The sequence below is a fragment of the Falsiroseomonas sp. genome (assembly GCF_051859025.1).
Classification (GTDB): Bacteria; Pseudomonadota; Alphaproteobacteria; order Acetobacterales; family Acetobacteraceae; genus Falsiroseomonas.
Map to the genome: position 1 here is coordinate 196,835 of NZ_JBHYGL010000038.1, position 18,155 is coordinate 214,989.

Consider the following 18,155-nt stretch of genomic DNA (forward strand, 5'->3'; position numbering starts at 1 on the left):
ACGCATGTCGTTGCGCGAAAATTCTATTTGCAAATCAATGACTTGATTCGGTGCCGGCGCAAGCTTCTGAAGCGCACGGCAATGATGCGGTGCAAAATACCGGCCCGAGACAGGCACTTGGGCCCCGAGGCTGCGGCTGGGCACGAGTGGAAAACCCACAGACTTATCCACAGGCTTATCCCTGCGGTTCCGCCATCAATCGATCCGTCTCCGTCTCGATTTGCTCCTCCAGTGCCGTCAGCAGTTTCGCGCGGTTCAGACCGGGCGGCAGGGGCGGCAGAACGGAGATGCGGATGGTGCCGGGATACTTCATGAAGGCGCGGCGGCCCCAGACGCGGCCGCTATCGGTGGCCACCGGCACCACGCCCACGCCCGTGGCGGCGGCGATGGCGACGACGCCGGGCTGGTAGGGCACACGATCCCCCACCGCGGTCCTCGTCCCCTCGGGGAAGATCACGACCTGGCGGCCTTCCTCCACCGACTGGGTGGCGGCGCGCAGCATGGCGCGCAGCGCCGGCCCGCCGCCCTCGCGGTCCACCGGGATCATCCCCGCCCGGCGCGCGTAATGGCCATAGAGGGGGATGCTGAGCAGTTCCTTCTTCATCACATAGGCGGGCTGCTTGAGCAGGCCGAGCCAGACGATGGTGTCGAAGGCCGATTGGTGCTTGGCCGCGATCACCACGCCGCCGGGCGGGATGCGGTCCCAGCCGCGGATGTCGATCTTCACCCCCACCACGAAGCGCAGCGCCTGGATGATCAGCCAGGCCCAGGTATTGGCGGTGCGCATGGCGGCTTCGCGCGACATGAACAGCGTCGGGATCGCCACCAGCACCATGACGATGGTGATGCCGAAGAACAGGATGTTGAACAGCAGCGACCGCAGCCACAGCACGGGGAAGGATCTCATCGTCTGGCGGACTCCCTGGCCGGCAGGTAGCGGGTAAGGCCGGCGGCCGCCGTCCCATACTTCACAAACTCGCCGAACAGCAGGGCCCATCGGCGCGCGCGGGGCAGGTGGGCGAAGGAAGCCGGCCGGACGGGGTGCGGATGCAGCGCCACGCCGGGCAAGGCGCGGCGGAATTCCAGCATCGCGCGCGGCATGTGGTAGGCCGCCGTCACCAGCCGCACGGACCGGATGCCCCGCGCCTGAGCGAAGGCGGCCGCTTCCGCCGCATTGCCGATCGTGGTCGCCGCCGCATGGCCCAGCACCACCCGCCCGGCCAGGCTGCCGGGAGCGCGGCCATGCACGCGCGCCAGTTCGGGTACCGTCAGCGCGGGATGGGCGCCGGACACCAGCAGGATCGGCGCCGCCCCGGCATCCAACAGCCGCAACGCGGTCTCCACCCGTTCGGCACCGCCGGTCAGCACGATGATGGCCTCCGCCGGGGGGGCATCCGGGGCTGGGCCCCCGCGCGCGGCGGCCAGGAAGGCCGCGAAGCCCGCTGCCACCGCCAGGCCCAGCAGCCCCGCGATGCCGAGTGCGATCAGAAGCCGTCGCATGGCCGGTCAGGGCAGCCTGTGCAGCCAGCGGCGCACCGTGGCCTGCGCCGTCGCCCAGCCCACCAGGAAGGCCACCGGCGGCAGCGCCACCAGCCAGGGCCAGGGCAGCCCCGCCAGGCTGTCCATGGCGCCGGCGCTGCCCAGCCAGGGGCCCGCCAGGTCGATCAGCAGCGCCAGCGCCGGCACCGCCGCCGCCGTGCCGACCAGCGCGCCGCCCGCCGCCAGCAGGCCGAGTCGCCGGGCGAAGCGCCCGGCGATGTCGCCATCCCGGGCGCCCAGCCCGTGCAGCACCTCGATCGCATCGCGCCGCGCCGCCAGCCCGGCGCGGGTCGCGACGGCCACCACCGCGGCCGCCACCAGCCCGACCAGCACCAGCACCACCAGCGCCAGCGCCTGCAGGCTGCGCGCCAGCGCCGCCAGCCGCTGCACCCAGAGGCCATGCGCCTCCACCAGCGCGCCCGGCACGGCCTCCGCCAGCCGGTCGCCGATCAGCACCGGGTCAACCCGGGAATCCCGCAGCCGCAATTCCAGCACCCCCGGCACGGGGATGGAGGGCGCGGCGCCGAGCCAGGGCCGCAGCAGCGCGGCCAGCCTTTCAGGATCCATCGCCTGGGCATCGGCCACTTCCGGCATGGCGCGCAGCACGGTGAGCGCGCGCTGCACGCGTGCCGCATCGGCATCGGGAATCTGCACCGTCACCGCCGCCGCCGCACCGCGCTGCCAGCGTTCCGCCAGCGCCGCCGCCCCCTGCGCGCCGGCCAACGCCAGGGCCGCCAGCAGTGCCATGGCCGCGACCAGGCCCGGCAGCAGCAGCCCGGACAGCGCCCGGCGCAGGCCGAGCGGATCCCGCGAATGGCGCCGCCTAGCCAAGGTCGGGGTCCCGCCGGGGTGGTGCCGTGGGGGCCTGGGGTTCCGGGGCCAGGTCGTCCGCCTCCGCCGCGTCGGGGGGCGGGGCGAATCGGTCCACCGTCAGATCCGCGCCGATGCCGCGCGCGCCATCGGGGTCGTGCAGCCGCCCGTCGCGCAGGACCAAAGCGGGCGCGGGGAAGCGCGCGACCAGGTCCTCGTCATGCGTGGCCACCACCACCGTGGCGCCCATGCGGTTCATCTCCCGCAGCAGGGCCAGCAGGCGCCGCGCCTGGCGGTTGTCGAGGTTGCCGGTCGGCTCATCCGCCACCAGCAGGGCAGGGCGGTGCACCACGGCGCGGGCGATGGCGACGCGCTGCTGTTCCCCGCCCGAGAGTTCCGGCGGCAGGCTCGCCGCCTTTCCGTCCAGGCCGACCCATTTCAGGATCTCGTTCACATCCGCGCGCAGCGCCGCTTCCGGCCGGCCCGCGAGGCGCAGCGGCAGGGCCACATTGTCGAAGGCGGAGAGGTAGGGCAGCAGCCGGAAATCCTGGAATACCACGCCGATCCGCCGCCGCACGGGGGCCAGCGCCGCGCGCGGCGCGCGGGAGGATCGCAGGCCCAGCACCTCCACCTCCCCCCTCGTGGGCCGCAGCGCCAGGTGCATCAGGCGCAGCACGGAGGATTTGCCCGCCCCGGAGGGGCCGAGCAGCCAGGTGAAGGACCCCGGGGGCAGGGCGAAGGTGACGTCGACCAGCGCCTCCGGTCCCCAGGATCCGGTGTGCGGGCCGCCGCCGGGATAGCGAAGGCCCACGGCCTCGAAGCGAACCATGGGGGATGTCTGCCACGCGCGGGCGGCTACGCCAAATGATGATCCGCTGGCGCATCACGTCGGGATGTAGCGCGCGCCGCGCCGCGCCCGCTGGACGCGGGGGGCGATCCGCCCTCACTCTGTCGCACCAATGAGAATCGCCTGTCCCGCCTGCGCCGCCGAATATGAGGTGCCCGACGCCGCCCTGGCCGCCGGGCCCCGGATGCTGCGCTGCGCCCGCTGCGCCCATCAGTTCCAGGCCGCGCTGCCCGAAGCGCCGCCCGCCGCCGAGGTCGCGCCCCCGCCGGCGCCCGAACCCCCGCCGGCGGCGGAGCCCGCCGCCGAGGGCACGGCCGCCGGCATCCCGGCCGACCGCCCGCCGCCGTCCCGCGGCCCGCGGCAACCCAACCCCATCGACCCGCCCTTGCAGCGCCTCAGCGACGCCCCGGCCAGCCCGCCGGACCGTATGGTGCTGGCGGGCTGGCTGGTGACGGTCGCGGTGCTGGCGGTCGGAATCTATGCCGGCTTCGCCTTCCGGGGCGACATCATGGAGGCCTGGCCAGCCTCCGCCCGGCTGTACCAGGCGTTGGGCCTCAGTTGACGCCGAGGATGCGGCGGGCGTTCAGCGCATCCGCCGCGATCGCGTCCTTCAGCGCCTGCAACCCATCGAATTTCGCATCGGCCCGCAGGAAGGCGCGGATGCGCACGCCGATCTCCTGCCCGTAGAGGTCGCCGGCGAAGTCGAACAGATGCACCTCCAGCCGCGTCACCGGATCGCCGCCCAAGGTCGGCCGGCGGCCCACATTGGCGACGCCCGGCACCAGCCTGCCATCGGCCAGCCGCACCGTCACGGCATAGACGCCCCGCGCCGGTTCCAGCTGCCGGCCGAGCAGGATGTTGGCCGTGGGCCAGCCGAGTTCGCGGCCGAGCTTGTCGCCGTGGAAGACCTCCCCCCGCAATTCCCAGTCCCGCCCCAGCATGGCGGCGGCCAGGTCGGGGTAGCCATCCTGCAGCACGCGGCGGATACGGGTGGAGGAGATGGGGCCGGCGGCATCGGCGACGGCCGGCACCACGGTCAGCCCGATGCCGCGCTTCTCCGCCTCCCGCGCCAGGAAGGCGACATCGCCGCCGCGGCGGTGGCCGAAGGCGAAATCGGCGCCGCAGGCCAGGTGCCGGGCGCCGATGCCCCGGTGCAGCACCTCCTCCACGAAAGCCTCCGCCGACATGGCGGCGAGCCTGTCGCCGAAGGGGATGGCGAAGACGGTCCGCACCCCCAGCGCGGCCAGCGCCTCCGCCTTCGCGGCCAGCACGGTCAGGCGGAAGGGCGGGTCGTCGGGGCGGAAATGCTCCCGCGGATGCGGCTCGAAGCTCAGCGCCGCCAGCGGCAGTTCCGGTCGTGCCCCATGGGCGGCGCGCAGCACGGCGGCATGGCCTAGATGCACGCCATCGAAATTGCCGAGTGCCACGGTGGCGCCGCGCGCCGCCTGCGGCACGCCGTGCCAATCCGCGATGATGGTCATGCCTGGTCTGGGCGCAGCCAGGGCTGCACCTCCGCCGGCGGGCGGAAGCCGGCGAGCTTGTCCAGCGCCTCCTCCACCGTTGTCGCCTGCATCGCCAGGGGTCGCTGCCCGGGGCGGACGAAGCCTTCCTCCTGCATGAAGTCGAGCGTCCTGAGGAAGGGCTGCCAGAAGCCGTCGATATCGAGGAAGACGACGCCCTTGGCCTGGATGCCGAGCTGCGCCCAGGTCAGCGCCTCCACCGCCTCCTCCAGCGTGCCGAAGCCGCCGGGCAGCACGATGAAGCCGTCCGACAACTCCGCCATCATCGCCTTGCGTTCATGCATGGTGTCGACGACATGCATCGCGACGCCGCCGCCATGTCCGACCTCGCGCTTGAGCAGGCCGTGCGGGATCACGCCGATCACCTCCGCCCCCGCCTGCAGGGCGGCATCGGCGGCGATGCCCATGAGGCCCACCGCGCCACCGCCATAGACCAGGCCGAGCCCGCGCTGCGCGACCACCCGCCCCAATTCCCGCGCCGATTCCGCGTAGGAAGGCCGCGCCCCGGGCATGGAGCCGCAGAAGACGCAGACGCGCTTGAAGGACCCGCTCATGCGGAGGCTCCCTGCCGGGTCGGCACGAGGACGATCGCCTCCCCCTCCAGGACCGGGGCGCCCTTCACCAGGCAGACGGTGCGCAGCGTCGCGCGATGCTTCTCGGCGTTCAGGGCGGTGATCTCCACGATGGCGGTGACGGTGTCGCCGATCCGCACGGGGGCGCGGAAGCGCAATGATTGTGACATGTAGATGGTGCCCGGTCCCGGCAATTGCGTCCCCATCACCTTGGTGATGAGCCCCGCCGCCAGCATCCCATGCGCGATGCGTTCGCCGAACACGGTGGTCTTCGCGTATTCGGCATCGAGGTGCATGGGGTTGGTATCCCCCGTCACCGCCGCGAACAGGACGATGTCGGCTTCCGTGATCGTCTTGCCGAAGCTGGCCTTCTGGCCGATGGCCAGATCCTCGAAGAAGCAGCCTGCCTCCATCCGCGCGGTCCCCTGCTGCACCGCACTCCCGTTACCCCTGGGATCGGGGGGCGGCAAGCATGGACAACCCCCCGCCTGCTTGCGAGAAACCCCGCCCGAGGAAAGGACACTCACCCATGCCCCAGACCCAGCTTGGCACCGCGGAACAATTGCTCGAGGAACTGCGCGGCTGGGTGGAGCATGAGACGCCGACCACCGACGCCGTCGCCGTGAACGGGCTGATGGATCGCTGCGAGGCCGACCTGCGCGCCGTGGGCGGCTGCATCACCCGCATTCCGGGCCGGGACGGCTATGGCGACACGCTGATCTGCCACACCCCCGGCACCGGCGCGCCGATCGTCGTGGCCGGGCACCTCGACACCGTCTGGGACCACGGCACGCTGGCGGGGCCCATGCCCTTCCGGGTCGATGGCGACCGCGCCTATGGCCCCGGCATCTACGACATGAAGGCGGGGTCCTTCATGGCCTTCCATTCCGTGCGGGAGATCCTGCGCCAGAAGGTCGCGACGAAGCGCCCCATCACGCTGCTGCTGACGCCCGATGAGGAAGTCGGCAGCCCGACCAGCCGGGCGCCGATCGAGCAGGCCGCCCGCGGCGCCCGCGCCGTGCTGATCCCCGAACCCGCCGGTGCCGGTGGCGCCTGCGTGACGGCGCGCAAGGGCGTGGGCCGCTTCGTCATCGATGTGCGCGGCGTCTCCGCCCATGCCGGCGGCAACTGGGCCGATGGGCGCAGCGCCGTGGTGGCGCTGGCGCGGCTGATCCTGAAGATCCACGGCATGACGGACCTCGACGCCGGGATCACCACCAATGTCGCGCCCATCTTCGGCGGCACCCGCCCCAACGTCATCCCGCCCGAGGCCGGCTGCGAGGTCGATCTCCGCGTCCCCACCATCGCGGAGGGCGAGCGGATGGAGGCGATGATCCTGGCCCTGGCCGGGGAGCATGACGGCATCACCGTCACCGTCACCGGCGGCATGAACCGCCCGCCCTTCGCGGAGACGCCGTCCATCGTCGAGCTCTACAACCGCGCCGCCGCCTTCGCGCAGCAGCACGGCTACGCGCTGCCGACGCAGCATCGCGGCGGCGGATCGGACGGCAACTTCACCGCCGCACTCGGCATCCCGACGCTGGACGGGCTGGGCTGCACCGGCGCCGGGGCGCACGCGCCGCATGAGCACATCATCTGGCGCGATCTGGCCGCCCGGTGTTCCACGTTGTGCGGTCTCATGGAGACCATCGACTGAGCGCGATCGCGCTCTACGCCCTGGCGGCGCTGGCGGAAATCGCCGGCTGCTTCGCCGCCTGGGCGGTGCTGCGGGAGGGACGCAGCGCCTGGTGGCTGGTGCCGGGGCTGCTGTGCCTCGCGTTGTTCGCCTTCCTGCTGACGCGCATCGACGCGGCCTTCGCCGGCCGCGCCTTCGCCGCCTATGGCGGCATCTACATCGCGGCGTCGCTCGGCTGGATGTGGGCGGTGGAGGGTGCCAGGCCGGATCGCTGGGACCTGATGGGCCTCGCCTTGTGCCTCGCCGGCGCGGCGCTCATCCTGCTGGCGCCGCGCCCCACCGGCTGAGGACCACGCCCATGCCCCCCAGCGCCTTGCCCCCTCGGGCCCTGATCGTCGGCACCGGCCCCGGCTTCTCCGCCAGCCTCGCCCGCCGATTGGCGCGGGAGGGCTACCGCGTGGCGTTGGCGGCCCGCGACACGGCCAAGCTCGGGCCGCTCGCCGCCGAGACCGGCGCCAGCCTCCACCCCTGCGACGCCAGCGACCCCGCGCAGGTCGCCGCCCTGTTCCAGCAGCCGGAGGCCACCGAGGCGGAGGTCGTCCTCTACAACGCCAGCTTCCGCGTCCGCGGCCCGACCATCGACCTCGACCCGGAGGATGTCCGCCGCACGATCGAGGTCTGCGCCTTCGGCGCCTTCCTCGTCGCGCAGCAGGCGGCGCGCCACATGCTGAAGCGCGGCCAGGGCACCATCCTCCTCACCGGCGCCTCCGCCGGCGTGAAGGGTTTTCGTCAATCCGCCCCCTTCGCCATGGGCAAATTCGCGCTGCGCGGGCTGGGGCAGGCGCTGGCGCGGGAGTTGCACCCGCAGGGCGTGCATGTCGTGCACATCGTCGTCGATGGCGGCATCCGCAGCGAACGCCGGCACGACCCGGGTGACAATACGCTGATCGACCCCGACGCCATCGCGGAAGCCGCCTTCGCCGCCATCCGCCAGCACCGCAGTGCCTGGGCGGCCGAGATCGAGCTTCGCCCCTGGGTGGAGACCTTCTGACACCCACGCTACGCTCACCCCAACGAAGAGGGGGACACCATCATGCAGGACGCCCAGGGCCAGGCGATCACCGTCGCCTCTGACGAAGCCGCGCGCGCCTTCGACCACGTAATCGACGGATTCCTGAAATACCGCTTCGACGCGGGCCTGCGGCTGAAGGCGTTCCGGACCGCCGACCCCACCGCGCCGCTCGGCCAGGTGATGGCGGGCTATTTCGCCATGATGGCCTATGACCGCGGCACCGTCCCGCGCGCGCTGGCCTCCGTCGCCACCGCCGAGGCCCTGCCCGCCAACCCCCGCGAACGCGCCCATATGGCGGCGCTGCGCGAATGGGCGGAGGGCCGGCCCGATGGCGCGCTTTCCGTCTGGGAGCAGATCATCGCGGAGCATCCGCATGACCTGCTCGCCTTCCGCCTGCATCATTTCTCCGCCTTCTGGATGGGTGAGCCCGGGCGGATGCTGGCGGCGGTGGAGCGCATCCTGCCGCGCTGGTCCTCCGCCATCCCCAATTTCGGCAGCGTGCTGGCCTGCCGCTGCTTCGCGCATGAGGAAACCGGCGACTACCTCATCGCCGAACAGGCCGGCCGCCAGGCCGTGGCGCTGGACCAGGCCGATCTCTGGGCCGCGCATGGCGTGGCCCACGTCCTCGAGATGCAGGGCCGCAGGACGGAGGGCCTGGACTGGATCCGCACGCTGGAACCGCATTGGGATGGCGGCAACAATCTGATGCACCATCTCTGGTGGCACCAGGCGATGTTCCACATGGAACGCCGCGAATTCGGCGCGGTGCTGGACCTCTACGACACGCGCTTCCGCGACCTCGGCAGCAAGGTCACGCAGGCCCAGCCCGACCTCTATATCGACATGCAGAACGCGGCCTCCATCCTGTTCCGGCTGGGGCTGCGCGGCCTCGATCCCGGCGATCGATGGACGGAACTGGCGGAGAAGGCGGAGGCGCGGACCGGCGACACGCTGTCCGCCTTCACCCAGCCGCATTGGATGATGGCGCTGGTCGCCACCGGCCGCGACGCCGCCGCCGGCCGCCTGCTGGATGCGCTGGCCGAAGCCGGCCGCGGCACCAGCCACCACGCCGCCATCCTGCGCGACGCCGCGCTGCCCGCCTGCCAGGCCGTGCTGCACCACGCCAGGGGCCGCTTCGTGGAGGCCGTGGCAGCGCTGCGCCCGGCGCTGGGATCGCTGCATCGCCTCGGCGGCAGCCACGCGCAGCAGGACGTGTTGGAGCAGCTATTCCTGGACAGTGCGATGAAGGCGGGCAGCGCGGAGGATACGCGCCTTGCGTTGGAACGCGCCGCCGGGCGCTACAGCCTCTCCCCCGCGCGGCGCATCGGCTATGCGGAGGCCGCGCTGGCCGTGGCCTGGTGAGCGCCGCGAAACAATCCCTCCATCCGGCCTTCCCGCAGCCGGAAGTTGTTGTCCCGCGCGCCCCACGCTGATACGGATTCTTCCAACAGTCCGGGACAAGTTTCCGGCGGCGGAACGGGAGAAGACGGGATGGCCAAGCTCAACGTGAACGGGCGCGTGATCGACGTGCAGGTGGAGGATGACACCCCCCTGCTCTGGGTGCTGCGCGAACAGCTCGACCTCACCGGCACCAAATATGGCTGCGGCATCGCGCAATGCGGCGCCTGCACCGTGCATGTGGATGGCGTCGCCACGCGCGCCTGCGCCATGCCCGTTTCCGCCTTCGACGAGAACCAGAAGATCGTGACGATCGAGGGCCTGTCGCCCGACAGCAGCCACCCGATCCAGCAGGCCTGGCTGGCACTCGACGTGCCGCAATGCGGCTTCTGCCAGTCCGGCATGATCATGGCCGCCGCCGCGCTGCTGGCCGCGACGCCGCGCCCGACGGAACAGCAGATCCGCGACGAAGTGACCAACATCTGCCGCTGCGGCACCTACAACCGCGTGCTGGCCGGCATCCAGCGCGCCGCCGGCACCGCCGGCGCGGCCGGCTGAGGAGCACGCATCATGAACGCCATCACCAAGCCTTCACGTCGCGGCGTCCTGGGCACGGCCGTTGCCGCCGCCGGCGCCTTCACCTTCGGCTTCCGCTTCCCCGCGCCCTCCAAGGCGCTTGCACAAGGGGGCGCCCAAGGCGCCGCCGCGCCGGCCACGCCGGAGATCAATGCCTGGGTCGTCGTGAAGTCCGACGAGACCGTCATCATCCGCATCGCGCGGTCGGAGATGGGGCAAGGCACGCTGACGGGCCTCGCCCAGATGGTGGCCGAGGAGCTGGAATGCGACTGGTCCAAGGTCACGACGGAATACCCGACGCCGGGCCAGAACCTGGCGCGCGGCCGCATCTGGGGGAACATGTCCACGGGCGGCAGCCGCGGTATCCGTGACAGCCACGAATACGTCCGCAAGGGCGGCGCCGCGGCGCGCATGATGCTCATCCAGGCCGCGGCCAATGCCTGGGGCGTGGCCCCCGGCGAATGCCGCGCCGCCAACAGCATCATCACCCACACGCCGACCGGCCGCACCACGACCTATGGCGCCCAGGCCGCCGCCGCCATGCGCCTGACGGCGCCGGCCGCCGCCGATGTGCCGCTGAAGGACCCGAAGGACTGGAAGCTGATCGGCCAGCCCGTCGCGCGGCTCGACACCCGCGCCAAGCTGAATGGCAGCCAGATCTACGGCATGGACCTCAAGCTGCCGGGGATGCTGAACGCCGCGATCCATGCCTGCCCGGTCTTCGGCGGCACTGTCGCCGCGGTGGACAGCGCGGAGACCGAGCGCATGCCCGGCGTGAAGCGCGTGGTGCGCGTGGGCGACTACGCCGTCGCCGTGGTGGCGGATACCTGGTGGCGCGCGAAGAAGGGCCTCGACGCCCTCAAGATCACCTGGAACTACGGCCAGCATGCCAATGCTTCCTCCGCCTCCTTCCGGGAAGTGATGGTGCAGGGCCTGGATGCCCCCCAGGCCGCGGTCGGCAACCGCAACGGCGATGCAGCCGCCGCCATCGCGGGCGCGGCGCGCAAGGTGGAGGCCGTCTATGGCTACCCCCACCAGAACCACGCCTGCATGGAGGTGATGAACGCCACCGCCGTCTGGACGCCGGAGCGCTGCGAGGTCTGGACCCCCACCCAGAACGGGGAAGCCGCCCACGCCGCCACGGCGGAAGCCGCGGGCCTGCCGCCCGCGCGCTGCGAGGTCCACAAGATCCACCTCGGCGGCGGCTTCGGCCGGCGCGGCGCGGTGCATGACTGGGTCCGCCAGGTCGTGGACATCGCGAAGCAGATGCCCGGCACGCCCATCAAGCTGGTCTGGACGCGGGAGGAGGACATGCTCCAGGGCCGCTTCCACCCCGTGACCATGTGCAAGCTGACGGCGGGGCTGGACGCGCAGGGGAACCTGACCGGCCTGACCATGCGCATCAGCGGCCAGTCCATCGTCGCCGGCATCTTCCCGCAGAATATCCGCGACGGCCGCGACCCCGTGGTCTTCCAGGGGCTGAACGCCAGCGGGGGAGAGGCTGATATCGGCTACACCTTCCCGAACCTGCTGATCGACCATGCCATGCGCAACCCGCATGTGCCGCCGGGCTTCTGGCGCGGCGTGAATTTGAACCAGAACGCCGTCTACCTCGAATGCTTCATCGATGAGATCGCGCATGCCGCGGGCAAGGACCCGCTGGAATTCCGCCGGTCCCTGATGGCGAACCACCCGAAGCACCTGGCCGTGCTGAACGCGGCCGCGGCGCGGGCGGGCTGGGGCACGCCGGCCGCCGCCGTGAATGGCCTCGCGGTGCATCGCGGCCTCTGCGTCACGCATGGCTTCGGCGCCTATGTCGCGGCCTGCGCGGAGGTCTCCGTGACCGACGCCGGTGAGGTGAAGGTGCATCGCATCGTCGCCGCGACGGACCCGGGCCATGCCGTCAACCCGCAGCAGATCGCGGCCCAGGTGGAAGGCAGCTTCGTCTATGGCCTGTCCGCCGCGCTCTATGGCGAATGCACGGTGAAGGACGGGCGGATCGAGCAGACGAATTTCGATACCTACCCCGTGATGCGCATGATCGACATGCCGAAGGTGGAGACGATCGTCGCCCCCACCGGCGGCTTCTGGGGCGGCGTCGGCGAACCCACCATCGCCGTCGCGGCACCGGCCGTGCTGAACGCGATCTTCGCCGCCACCGGCAAGCGGGTGCGCCAGCTTCCGCTGCAGCAGGCGGATCTGCGCCGGACGTGAGGGGCATCGCGCTGGCGCTGCTGCTGATGGCGGCGCCAGCCTTTTCGCAGGAGGCGCCTTTGGGCGCCTCCACCTGCCTCGGCTGCCATTCGCCGGTGCGGGCCGACGCCGCCATCCCCTCGCTCCGCGGGCGGGATGCGGCGGAGGTCGCCACGGCCATGCGCGAATTCCGCGAGGGCACGCGCCCCGCGACGCTGATGGACCGCCTGGCGAAAGGTTTCTCGGAAGCCGAGACCCAGGCCATCGCCGCCTGGATCACCCGATGAAGATCGCGCGCCGCGCCCTTGCCGCGCTGCTGCTGCCCGCGCCCGCCTTCGCGCAGGCATCGCCGCGCGTCGTGGTGATCGGCGGCGGCTTCGGCGGCGCTACCGCGGCGCGCTCGCTTCACCGCGCCGGCATCGCGACGACGCTGGTGGAAGCCAACCCCACCTACACCGCCTGCCCCTTCAGCAACGCCGTCATCGCCGGCCTTCGCCCGATGGCGACGCAGCGCTTCGGCTACGATGCGCTGCGCGCCGAGGGCATTTCCGTCATTCACCAGCGCGCGGTTGCCGTGGACGCCACGGCGAAGCGCGTGACGCTGGCCGATGGCACGGTGCTGCCCTTCGACCGCCTGCTCGTCTCTCCCGGCATCGAACTGCGCTTCGACGCGCTGCCCGGCTATGACGAGGCCGCTTCGCAGGCCATGCCCCATGCCTGGCAGGCCGGCGCGCAGACGGAATTGCTGGCGGCGCAACTGCACGCCATGCCGGATGGTGGCACCGTCATCATGGCCGTGCCGCCCAACCCCTATCGCTGCCCGCCCGGCCCCTATGAACGCGCTTCGCTGATCGCACATTTCCTGAAATCGAGAAAACCGAGGTCGAAGCTGCTGGTCCTCGATGCCAAGGACGTCTTCAGCAAGCAGCGGCTCTTCGAGGCCGCCTGGGCCGCGCTCTATCCGGGCATCCTGGAATACGTCCCCCTCGCCATGGGCGGGCGGGTGACGGAGGTGGATGCGCAGGCCCGCCGCGTCACCACCGATTTCGGCAGCCATGAGGGCGCGGTGGTCAACGTCATCCCGCCCCAGCGCGCCGGCGCCATCGCCCAGGCCAGCGGGCTGGCGGATCGGTCGGGCTGGTGCCCGGTGGACCCGTCCAGCTTCGAATCGCGCCTCGTGCCGGGCGTGCATGTGATCGGGGACGCCATCATCGCCGGCGCCATGCCCAAATCCGCCTTCGCCGCCAATGCCCAGGCCCGAATCGCCGCCGCCGCCGTGGTGGCGATGCTGCGCGGGGCGCCGGTGCAGACCGCGAGGCTGCTGAACACCTGCTACAGCCTGGTCGCGCCTGGCTACGGCATCTCCGTCGCTGGCGTCTACCAGCCCGCCAACGGCCTGCTGACGGACATCCCGGGCGCCGGCGGCACCAGCCGCCCCGGCGCGCCCGCCAGCGTGCGGGAGGCGGAGGCGACCTACGCCGAGGACTGGTTCGCCACCATCACCACCGATGCCTTCGGCTAGGGTTGGCGGGGTGGGGGGTATCGCGCGTGAAGCGACATGGCAGGTCGCCCTCGCGGTGCTCCTCCTCGCCGCCCCCGCGCGCGCGGACGAAACCCCCCTCACCACCACGCCCGGCAACCCCCAGAACGGCCGCGCCATCGTCGCCGACCGGACCCGCGGGCTCTGCCTGCTGTGCCACACCGGCCCGATCCCGGAGGAACGCTTCCAGGGCAACCTCGCGCCGCCGCTGGATGGCGCGGGTTCCCGCTGGAGCGCCGCCGAACTTCGCCTGCGCCTGGTGGATGGCAAGCGCTTGAACCCCGACAGCATCATGCCCTCCTACTACCGGGTGGAGGGCCTGCACCGCGTCTCCCCCGCCCAGCGCGGCCGCACCATCCTGGCGGCGCAGGAGATCGAGGACGTGGTCGCCTATCTGCTGACCCTGCGCGAGGACCCCCCGCGATGATCGTACCGACCCGCCGCCTGCTGCTGGCCGCGCCCGCGCTGCTGCTGATGCCCCGCCAGGCCGGGGCCACCCAGGCCGCGATGGAGGAGGCCGTGCGCGGCTTCACGGGTGGCGCCGCCATCACGCGCGGCCGCGTTGCGCTCGACATCTCGCCCCTGGTGGAGAACGGCAACACCGTGCCGCTCTCCGTCATCGTGGACAGCCCGATGACGCAGGCCGACCACGTCCGCGCCATCGCCATCTTCAACGAACGCAACCCGCAGCCGCATGTCATCACCGCGCAGCTCGGGCCCCGTGCCGGCCGCGCGATCCTGTCCACGCATATAAGGCTCGCGACGTCGCAGACCCTGCTGGCCGTGGCCGCGCTGTCCGATGGCAGCTTCTGGTCGGACAGCGCGCAGGTCGTCGTGACCCTCGCCGCCTGCATCGAGGGTTGATCGAATGGCCCGCGTCCTCATCAACGTTCCCCGCAGCGCCAGGCGCGGCGATGTCATCACCATCCGCACGCTGATCCAGCACACGATGGAAACCGGCTACCGCCCGGATGCGCAGGGAGAGGTGGTGCCCCGCGACATCATCCGCCGCTTCACCTGCACCTATGACGGCGCCGTCGTCTTCAGCGCGGAGCTGTCGCCCGCCATCGCCGCGAACCCGTTTCTTTCCTTCACGACCGTCGCGACGCAGTCGGGCACCGTCACCATGACCTGGGAAGGCGACAACGGCTTCGCGCAGACGGAGACACGCCCGATCGAGGTGACATGAAGCGCCTGCTGGCCCTGCTGCTGCTGGCGTTGCCCGCTTCCGCGCAGGACCGCCGTTCGGGCTTCGAGGACATGGCGCGCGAAACCCAGGCCATGCAGCGCGACGACATGCAGAACCCCGGCATGTTGTGGGTGGCGGAGGGCGAGGAGCGCTTCAACCGCGATTGCACCGCCTGCCACAGCGAGTCCTCTATGCGCGGCGTCGCCACCCGCTACCCCGCCTGGGACCAGGCGACGGGCGCACCCATCGACCTCGCCGGCCGCATTGCCCAATGCGTGGAGACGCGCCAGCACGCTACGCCCCCGGCGCGGGAGAGCCAGCCGCTGTTGGCGCTGGCGGCCTATGTCGCGCACCAGTCCCGCGGCCTGCCGATCAGCCGCCCGACCGATCCCCGCCTGGCGCCGGCGCTGGAACAGGGCCGCGCCCTGTATGGCGAACGCCGCGGCCAGCTCGACCTCTCCTGCGTCCAATGCCATGACGACAATGCGGGAAGGCGCCTGGCGGGCAGCACGATCCCGCAGGCGCATCCCACGGGCTATCCGCTCTACCGCCTGGAATGGCAGGGGCTGGGCTCCCTGCAACGGCGGCTGCGCGGCTGCATGACCGGCGTGCGGTCGGAGCCCTTCGCCTATGGCGCGGCGGAATACGTCGCGCTGGAACTCTTCCTCAATGACCGCGCGGCGGGGATGGCGATCGAGACGCCCGCGGTCAGGCCTTAGACTCGGCGATCAGCCGCGCCCGCAATTCGCGGCGCAGCACCTTGCCCATGCTGTTGCGCGGCAGGGTTTCCACGAAGCGGATCTCCTTCGGCACCTTGTAGCGGGACAGCTTTTCCCGGCACAGCGCGGTCAGCGTGGCGGCATCGACATTCATGCCGGGGCGCAGCACGACGAAGGCCGTCACGGCTTCCCCGAAATACGGGTGCGGCGCGCCGGTCACGCCGCATTCGGCCGCCGCGGGATGGGCCAGGATCACCTCCTCCACCTCCCGCGGATAGATGTTCTCGCCGCCGCTGATGACCATGTCGTTCTTGCGGTCGACCAGGTAGACGAAGCCTTCGTCATCCTGCCGCGCCAGGTCGCCGGTGACGAACCAGTCGCCGCGCGTGCCGGCCGCCGTCGCTTCCGGCAGGTTGAGGTAGCCGGAGAACATGTAGGGGGAGGAGACCCAGAGCTCCCCCACCTCGCCCTGCGCCACCGCGTTGCCGTCCCCGTCACAGATTTTCACCTGGGTCGCGGGGTAGGGCAGGCCGACGCAGGCCTGCTTGCGCAGCTGGTCCTTCGGGCCGAGCGAGGTGGCGATGGAGGTTTCCGTGGTGCCGTAGCGCTCGAACAGCTTGCCCTCGCCGAAATAGGCGACGATGCGTTCCTTGGTGGCCTGCGGCAGCGGCGCCGTGCCGCTGATGGCGGCCTTCATCGACCGCATGTCCCATTGCGCCCGCTTCGCTTCCGGCAGCGCGAACAACGCGGCGAAATGCGCCGGCACGATATAGGCGCTGGTGGCCTGGAAGCTCGTGATCGTGCCCATCAGGCTTTCGATGTCGAAGCGCGGCAGGATCTCCACCTGGCCGCCGAACCAGATCGGCGTCAGCGCCATCAGGAACCCCGCGCCATGGAACATAGGCGTGGTGGCGACGGCGCGATCCTCCGGCGTGTAGCAGCGATGCTCGCCCGCCATCGCATAGCCCGACAGCACGCGCCCGCGATGCGACAACTGCACGCCCTTCGGCCGCCCCGTTGCGCCCGATGTGTAGGGGACGGAGAAGATGTCGTGCTCCGTCACCTCGACCGGGCAGGGGGCGCTCGACGCCTCGGCCAGCAGCGCCTCATAGGCCGGGCCGATGACGATGAAGCGCTCCACCGTGGGCGGGGCGGAGGCGCGCGCCACCTCCTCCAGCGCCGCACTCACGAACATCACCCGCGCGCCGCTATCCTCGCAGATGAAGCGGATCTCGGGCGGCGCCGCGGCCGGGCCGATGGTGGCGGCGGCGACGCCCGCTTCCGCCATGCCGCAGACGATCTCCATGTATTCGAGGCAGTTCGCGGAAAACACCGCCGCGCGCTCGCCATGCCGAAGGCCGAGCCCCGCATGCACGAGATTCGCCACGCGGCTGATGCGATCCACCAGCCGCGCATAGCTCAGCGCGCGCCCGCTCTCCCGCAGCGCCATCCGGTCGGGGGTCCGTCCCGCGGAGGCACGGATGCCGTCGGAGATGAGCATGTGGCGCGCGGCGCCGCGTCGGATGAAATCGGGCATGGCGCGCAGGATCGTGGCCGCCGGCGACCGGTGTCAATCCATCCGCCTTGGCAGCCCGCCTTGACAGCGATGACGCGCGGGTGCGCGATGCGCGGCATGACACGTCCCCACATCGAATGGATCCAGGCGCAGGCACTGCCGTGGCAGCGCGATGCGATCGCGGCGCGCGATGGCGCGGATGCGAAGATTCTCTCACGCGATGACGCCACCGGCGCCGTCTCCTGCATCATCCGCTACCCCGCGGGCTACAGCCGTGGCCCCGAATGGCTGGCGGCGGATGAGGAATTCTGGGTGCTGGATGGCGGCATCGCCATCGATGGCGTCGAATATGGCGAACACACCTATGCGCATCTGCCGAAGGACATGCCGCGCAGCGGCTTCTCCTCGGCCAAGGGTGCCGCGGTTCTCACCTTCTTCTCTGCCACGCCTGTTGCGACCCAGGGCGGGCAAGGCCGTGCCTTCGACGAACGCCGCCTGGTGCGCCGCCTGGCCGCCGCGGACAACATCTGGGATGGCGACTTCGCGGCCATGGGCCTGCAATCCATGGCCAGCACCGCCCGCATGCGCCGCCTGCGCACGGACCCCGATACGGGGGAGATCACCTACCTGACGGCGACCATCGCCTTCCGCCAGGGGGAGCGCAGCGAACGCCACCCCGTGGTGCAGGAGTTCTTCCTGATCTCCGGCGAATTGGCCGGGGACCTCGGCACCATGCAATCCGGCGCCTATTGCTGGCGGCCGCCCTTCTTCAAGCACGCGCCCTACGGGTCCCCCACCGGCACGCTGCTGCTGTTCCGCAGCGTCGGCGGCCCGCAGACCACGGATTGGGAGGACCCGGACCAGCCCTTCACCTGGAAGCCGGACCACAAGCCCGTGCTGCCGCCCGAACTCGCGCCGCTGATGGCCAAGCCCTGGCCGCGGCCGGAGCGCTACTGACGCGACGCGGCTTTCAGCCGTTGACTGGGATGCAAGCTGGACGTTAGCGTTGTCCGAACAACCGAGACGGG

General features: G+C 71.4%; 22 protein-coding genes. 14 read left to right on the top strand and 8 right to left on the bottom strand.

The window, feature by feature from the left end; translation table 11 throughout:
• Positions 1 to 175: 175 nt before the first annotated feature.
• The 4 genes from ACTIE5_RS25540 to ACTIE5_RS25555 are packed head-to-tail and all read right to left on the bottom strand — an operon-like array spanning position 176 to position 3,178.
• A complete protein-coding gene (locus tag ACTIE5_RS25540) occupies positions 176 to 907 on the bottom strand; it encodes a lysophospholipid acyltransferase family protein (protein ID WP_439552555.1) in 732 nt (243 codons plus the stop codon).
• The gene (locus ACTIE5_RS25545) at positions 904 to 1,500 is read right to left on the bottom strand and encodes a YdcF family protein (protein ID WP_439552556.1); all 597 of its coding nucleotides are present in this window, start codon (positions 1,498 to 1,500) and stop codon (positions 904 to 906) included. Before ACTIE5_RS25545 ends, ACTIE5_RS25540 begins: the two co-directional genes overlap by 4 nt.
• A 6-nt stretch (positions 1,501 to 1,506) precedes the next feature.
• Complete coding sequence (locus ACTIE5_RS25550) at positions 1,507 to 2,370, bottom strand: cell division protein FtsX (protein ID WP_439552557.1); 864 nt, start codon at positions 2,368 to 2,370, stop codon at positions 1,507 to 1,509.
• On the bottom strand, positions 2,363 to 3,178 hold the full coding sequence (locus ACTIE5_RS25555; RefSeq protein WP_439552558.1) for a cell division ATP-binding protein FtsE: 816 nt from the start codon (positions 3,176 to 3,178) through the stop codon (positions 2,363 to 2,365). Before ACTIE5_RS25555 ends, ACTIE5_RS25550 begins: the two co-directional genes overlap by 8 nt.
• A gap of 130 nt (positions 3,179 to 3,308) precedes the next feature.
• Between ACTIE5_RS25555 and ACTIE5_RS25560 the strand changes: the two genes are divergently transcribed.
• On the top strand, positions 3,309 to 3,758 hold the full coding sequence (locus ACTIE5_RS25560) for a zinc-ribbon domain-containing protein (protein ID WP_439552559.1): 450 nt from the start codon (positions 3,309 to 3,311) through the stop codon (positions 3,756 to 3,758).
• Here ACTIE5_RS25560 and ACTIE5_RS25565 read toward each other — a convergent pair.
• The 3 genes from ACTIE5_RS25565 to ACTIE5_RS25575 are packed head-to-tail and all read right to left on the bottom strand — an operon-like array spanning position 3,751 to position 5,722.
• Positions 3,751 to 4,677: a bifunctional riboflavin kinase/FAD synthetase gene (locus tag ACTIE5_RS25565; protein WP_439552560.1), complete on the bottom strand. Its 927-nt coding sequence runs from the start codon at positions 4,675 to 4,677 to the stop codon at positions 3,751 to 3,753. The two genes, ACTIE5_RS25560 and ACTIE5_RS25565, sit on opposite strands and share 8 nt — an antisense overlap.
• Positions 4,674 to 5,270 (bottom strand): TIGR00730 family Rossman fold protein, encoded by a 597-nt coding sequence (locus tag ACTIE5_RS25570; RefSeq protein ID WP_439552561.1) that lies wholly within the window; start codon positions 5,268 to 5,270, stop codon positions 4,674 to 4,676. Before ACTIE5_RS25570 ends, ACTIE5_RS25565 begins: the two co-directional genes overlap by 4 nt.
• Positions 5,267 to 5,722 carry a MaoC family dehydratase gene (locus tag ACTIE5_RS25575; RefSeq protein ID WP_439552562.1) on the bottom strand — a complete coding sequence of 152 codons (456 nt, stop codon included), beginning with the start codon at positions 5,720 to 5,722 and terminating at the stop codon, positions 5,267 to 5,269. The genes ACTIE5_RS25570 and ACTIE5_RS25575 overlap by 4 nt, the downstream gene beginning before the upstream one ends.
• A 95-nt stretch (positions 5,723 to 5,817) precedes the next feature.
• On the opposite strand from ACTIE5_RS25575, the gene ACTIE5_RS25580 reads away from it, so the two are divergent.
• From ACTIE5_RS25580 to soxA, 12 genes are all read left to right on the top strand, one after another.
• Positions 5,818 to 6,945 (top strand): M20 family metallopeptidase, encoded by a 1,128-nt coding sequence (locus ACTIE5_RS25580; RefSeq protein WP_439552563.1) that lies wholly within the window; start codon positions 5,818 to 5,820, stop codon positions 6,943 to 6,945.
• A complete protein-coding gene (locus tag ACTIE5_RS25585; RefSeq protein WP_439552564.1) occupies positions 6,918 to 7,271 on the top strand; it encodes a YnfA family protein in 354 nt (117 codons plus the stop codon). Before ACTIE5_RS25580 ends, ACTIE5_RS25585 begins: the two co-directional genes overlap by 28 nt.
• An 11-nt stretch (positions 7,272 to 7,282) precedes the next feature.
• A complete protein-coding gene (locus ACTIE5_RS25590) occupies positions 7,283 to 7,975 on the top strand; it encodes an SDR family NAD(P)-dependent oxidoreductase (RefSeq protein ID WP_439552565.1) in 693 nt (230 codons plus the stop codon).
• A gap of 42 nt (positions 7,976 to 8,017) precedes the next feature.
• On the top strand, positions 8,018 to 9,358 hold the full coding sequence (locus tag ACTIE5_RS25595; RefSeq protein ID WP_439552566.1) for a tetratricopeptide repeat protein: 1,341 nt from the start codon (positions 8,018 to 8,020) through the stop codon (positions 9,356 to 9,358).
• Between the two features lie 129 nt (positions 9,359 to 9,487).
• Positions 9,488 to 9,952: a (2Fe-2S)-binding protein gene (locus ACTIE5_RS25600; RefSeq protein WP_439552567.1), complete on the top strand. Its 465-nt coding sequence runs from the start codon at positions 9,488 to 9,490 to the stop codon at positions 9,950 to 9,952.
• Positions 9,953 to 9,964: 12 nt separating this feature from the next.
• The gene (locus tag ACTIE5_RS25605) at positions 9,965 to 12,184 is read left to right on the top strand and encodes a molybdopterin cofactor-binding domain-containing protein (RefSeq protein ID WP_439552568.1); all 2,220 of its coding nucleotides are present in this window, start codon (positions 9,965 to 9,967) and stop codon (positions 12,182 to 12,184) included.
• On the top strand, positions 12,181 to 12,450 hold the full coding sequence (locus tag ACTIE5_RS25610; RefSeq protein ID WP_439552569.1) for a c-type cytochrome: 270 nt from the start codon (positions 12,181 to 12,183) through the stop codon (positions 12,448 to 12,450). Before ACTIE5_RS25605 ends, ACTIE5_RS25610 begins: the two co-directional genes overlap by 4 nt.
• Complete coding sequence (locus ACTIE5_RS25615) at positions 12,447 to 13,685, top strand: NAD(P)/FAD-dependent oxidoreductase (protein WP_439552570.1); 1,239 nt, start codon at positions 12,447 to 12,449, stop codon at positions 13,683 to 13,685. The genes ACTIE5_RS25610 and ACTIE5_RS25615 overlap by 4 nt, the downstream gene beginning before the upstream one ends.
• A gap of 55 nt (positions 13,686 to 13,740) precedes the next feature.
• A complete protein-coding gene (gene soxX / locus ACTIE5_RS25620) occupies positions 13,741 to 14,130 on the top strand; it encodes a sulfur oxidation c-type cytochrome SoxX (RefSeq protein WP_439552571.1) in 390 nt (129 codons plus the stop codon).
• Entirely contained in the window at positions 14,127 to 14,567 is a 441-nt protein-coding gene (locus tag ACTIE5_RS25625) for a SoxY-related AACIE arm protein (protein WP_439552572.1), read from the top strand. Before soxX ends, ACTIE5_RS25625 begins: the two co-directional genes overlap by 4 nt.
• A gap of 4 nt (positions 14,568 to 14,571) precedes the next feature.
• The gene (gene soxZ / locus ACTIE5_RS25630; protein WP_439552573.1) at positions 14,572 to 14,892 is read left to right on the top strand and encodes a thiosulfate oxidation carrier complex protein SoxZ; all 321 of its coding nucleotides are present in this window, start codon (positions 14,572 to 14,574) and stop codon (positions 14,890 to 14,892) included.
• Positions 14,889 to 15,611 carry a sulfur oxidation c-type cytochrome SoxA gene (gene soxA / locus ACTIE5_RS25635; protein WP_439552574.1) on the top strand — a complete coding sequence of 241 codons (723 nt, stop codon included), beginning with the start codon at positions 14,889 to 14,891 and terminating at the stop codon, positions 15,609 to 15,611. Before soxZ ends, soxA begins: the two co-directional genes overlap by 4 nt.
• On the opposite strand, the gene ACTIE5_RS25640 is transcribed toward soxA, so the two are convergent.
• Complete coding sequence (locus ACTIE5_RS25640; protein WP_439552575.1) at positions 15,601 to 17,148, bottom strand: class I adenylate-forming enzyme family protein; 1,548 nt, start codon at positions 17,146 to 17,148, stop codon at positions 15,601 to 15,603. The two genes, soxA and ACTIE5_RS25640, sit on opposite strands and share 11 nt — an antisense overlap.
• Positions 17,149 to 17,244: 96 nt before the next feature.
• On the opposite strand from ACTIE5_RS25640, the gene ACTIE5_RS25645 reads away from it, so the two are divergent.
• Complete coding sequence (locus tag ACTIE5_RS25645; protein WP_439552576.1) at positions 17,245 to 18,084, top strand: cupin domain-containing protein; 840 nt, start codon at positions 17,245 to 17,247, stop codon at positions 18,082 to 18,084.
• Positions 18,085 to 18,155 lie beyond the last annotated feature (71 nt).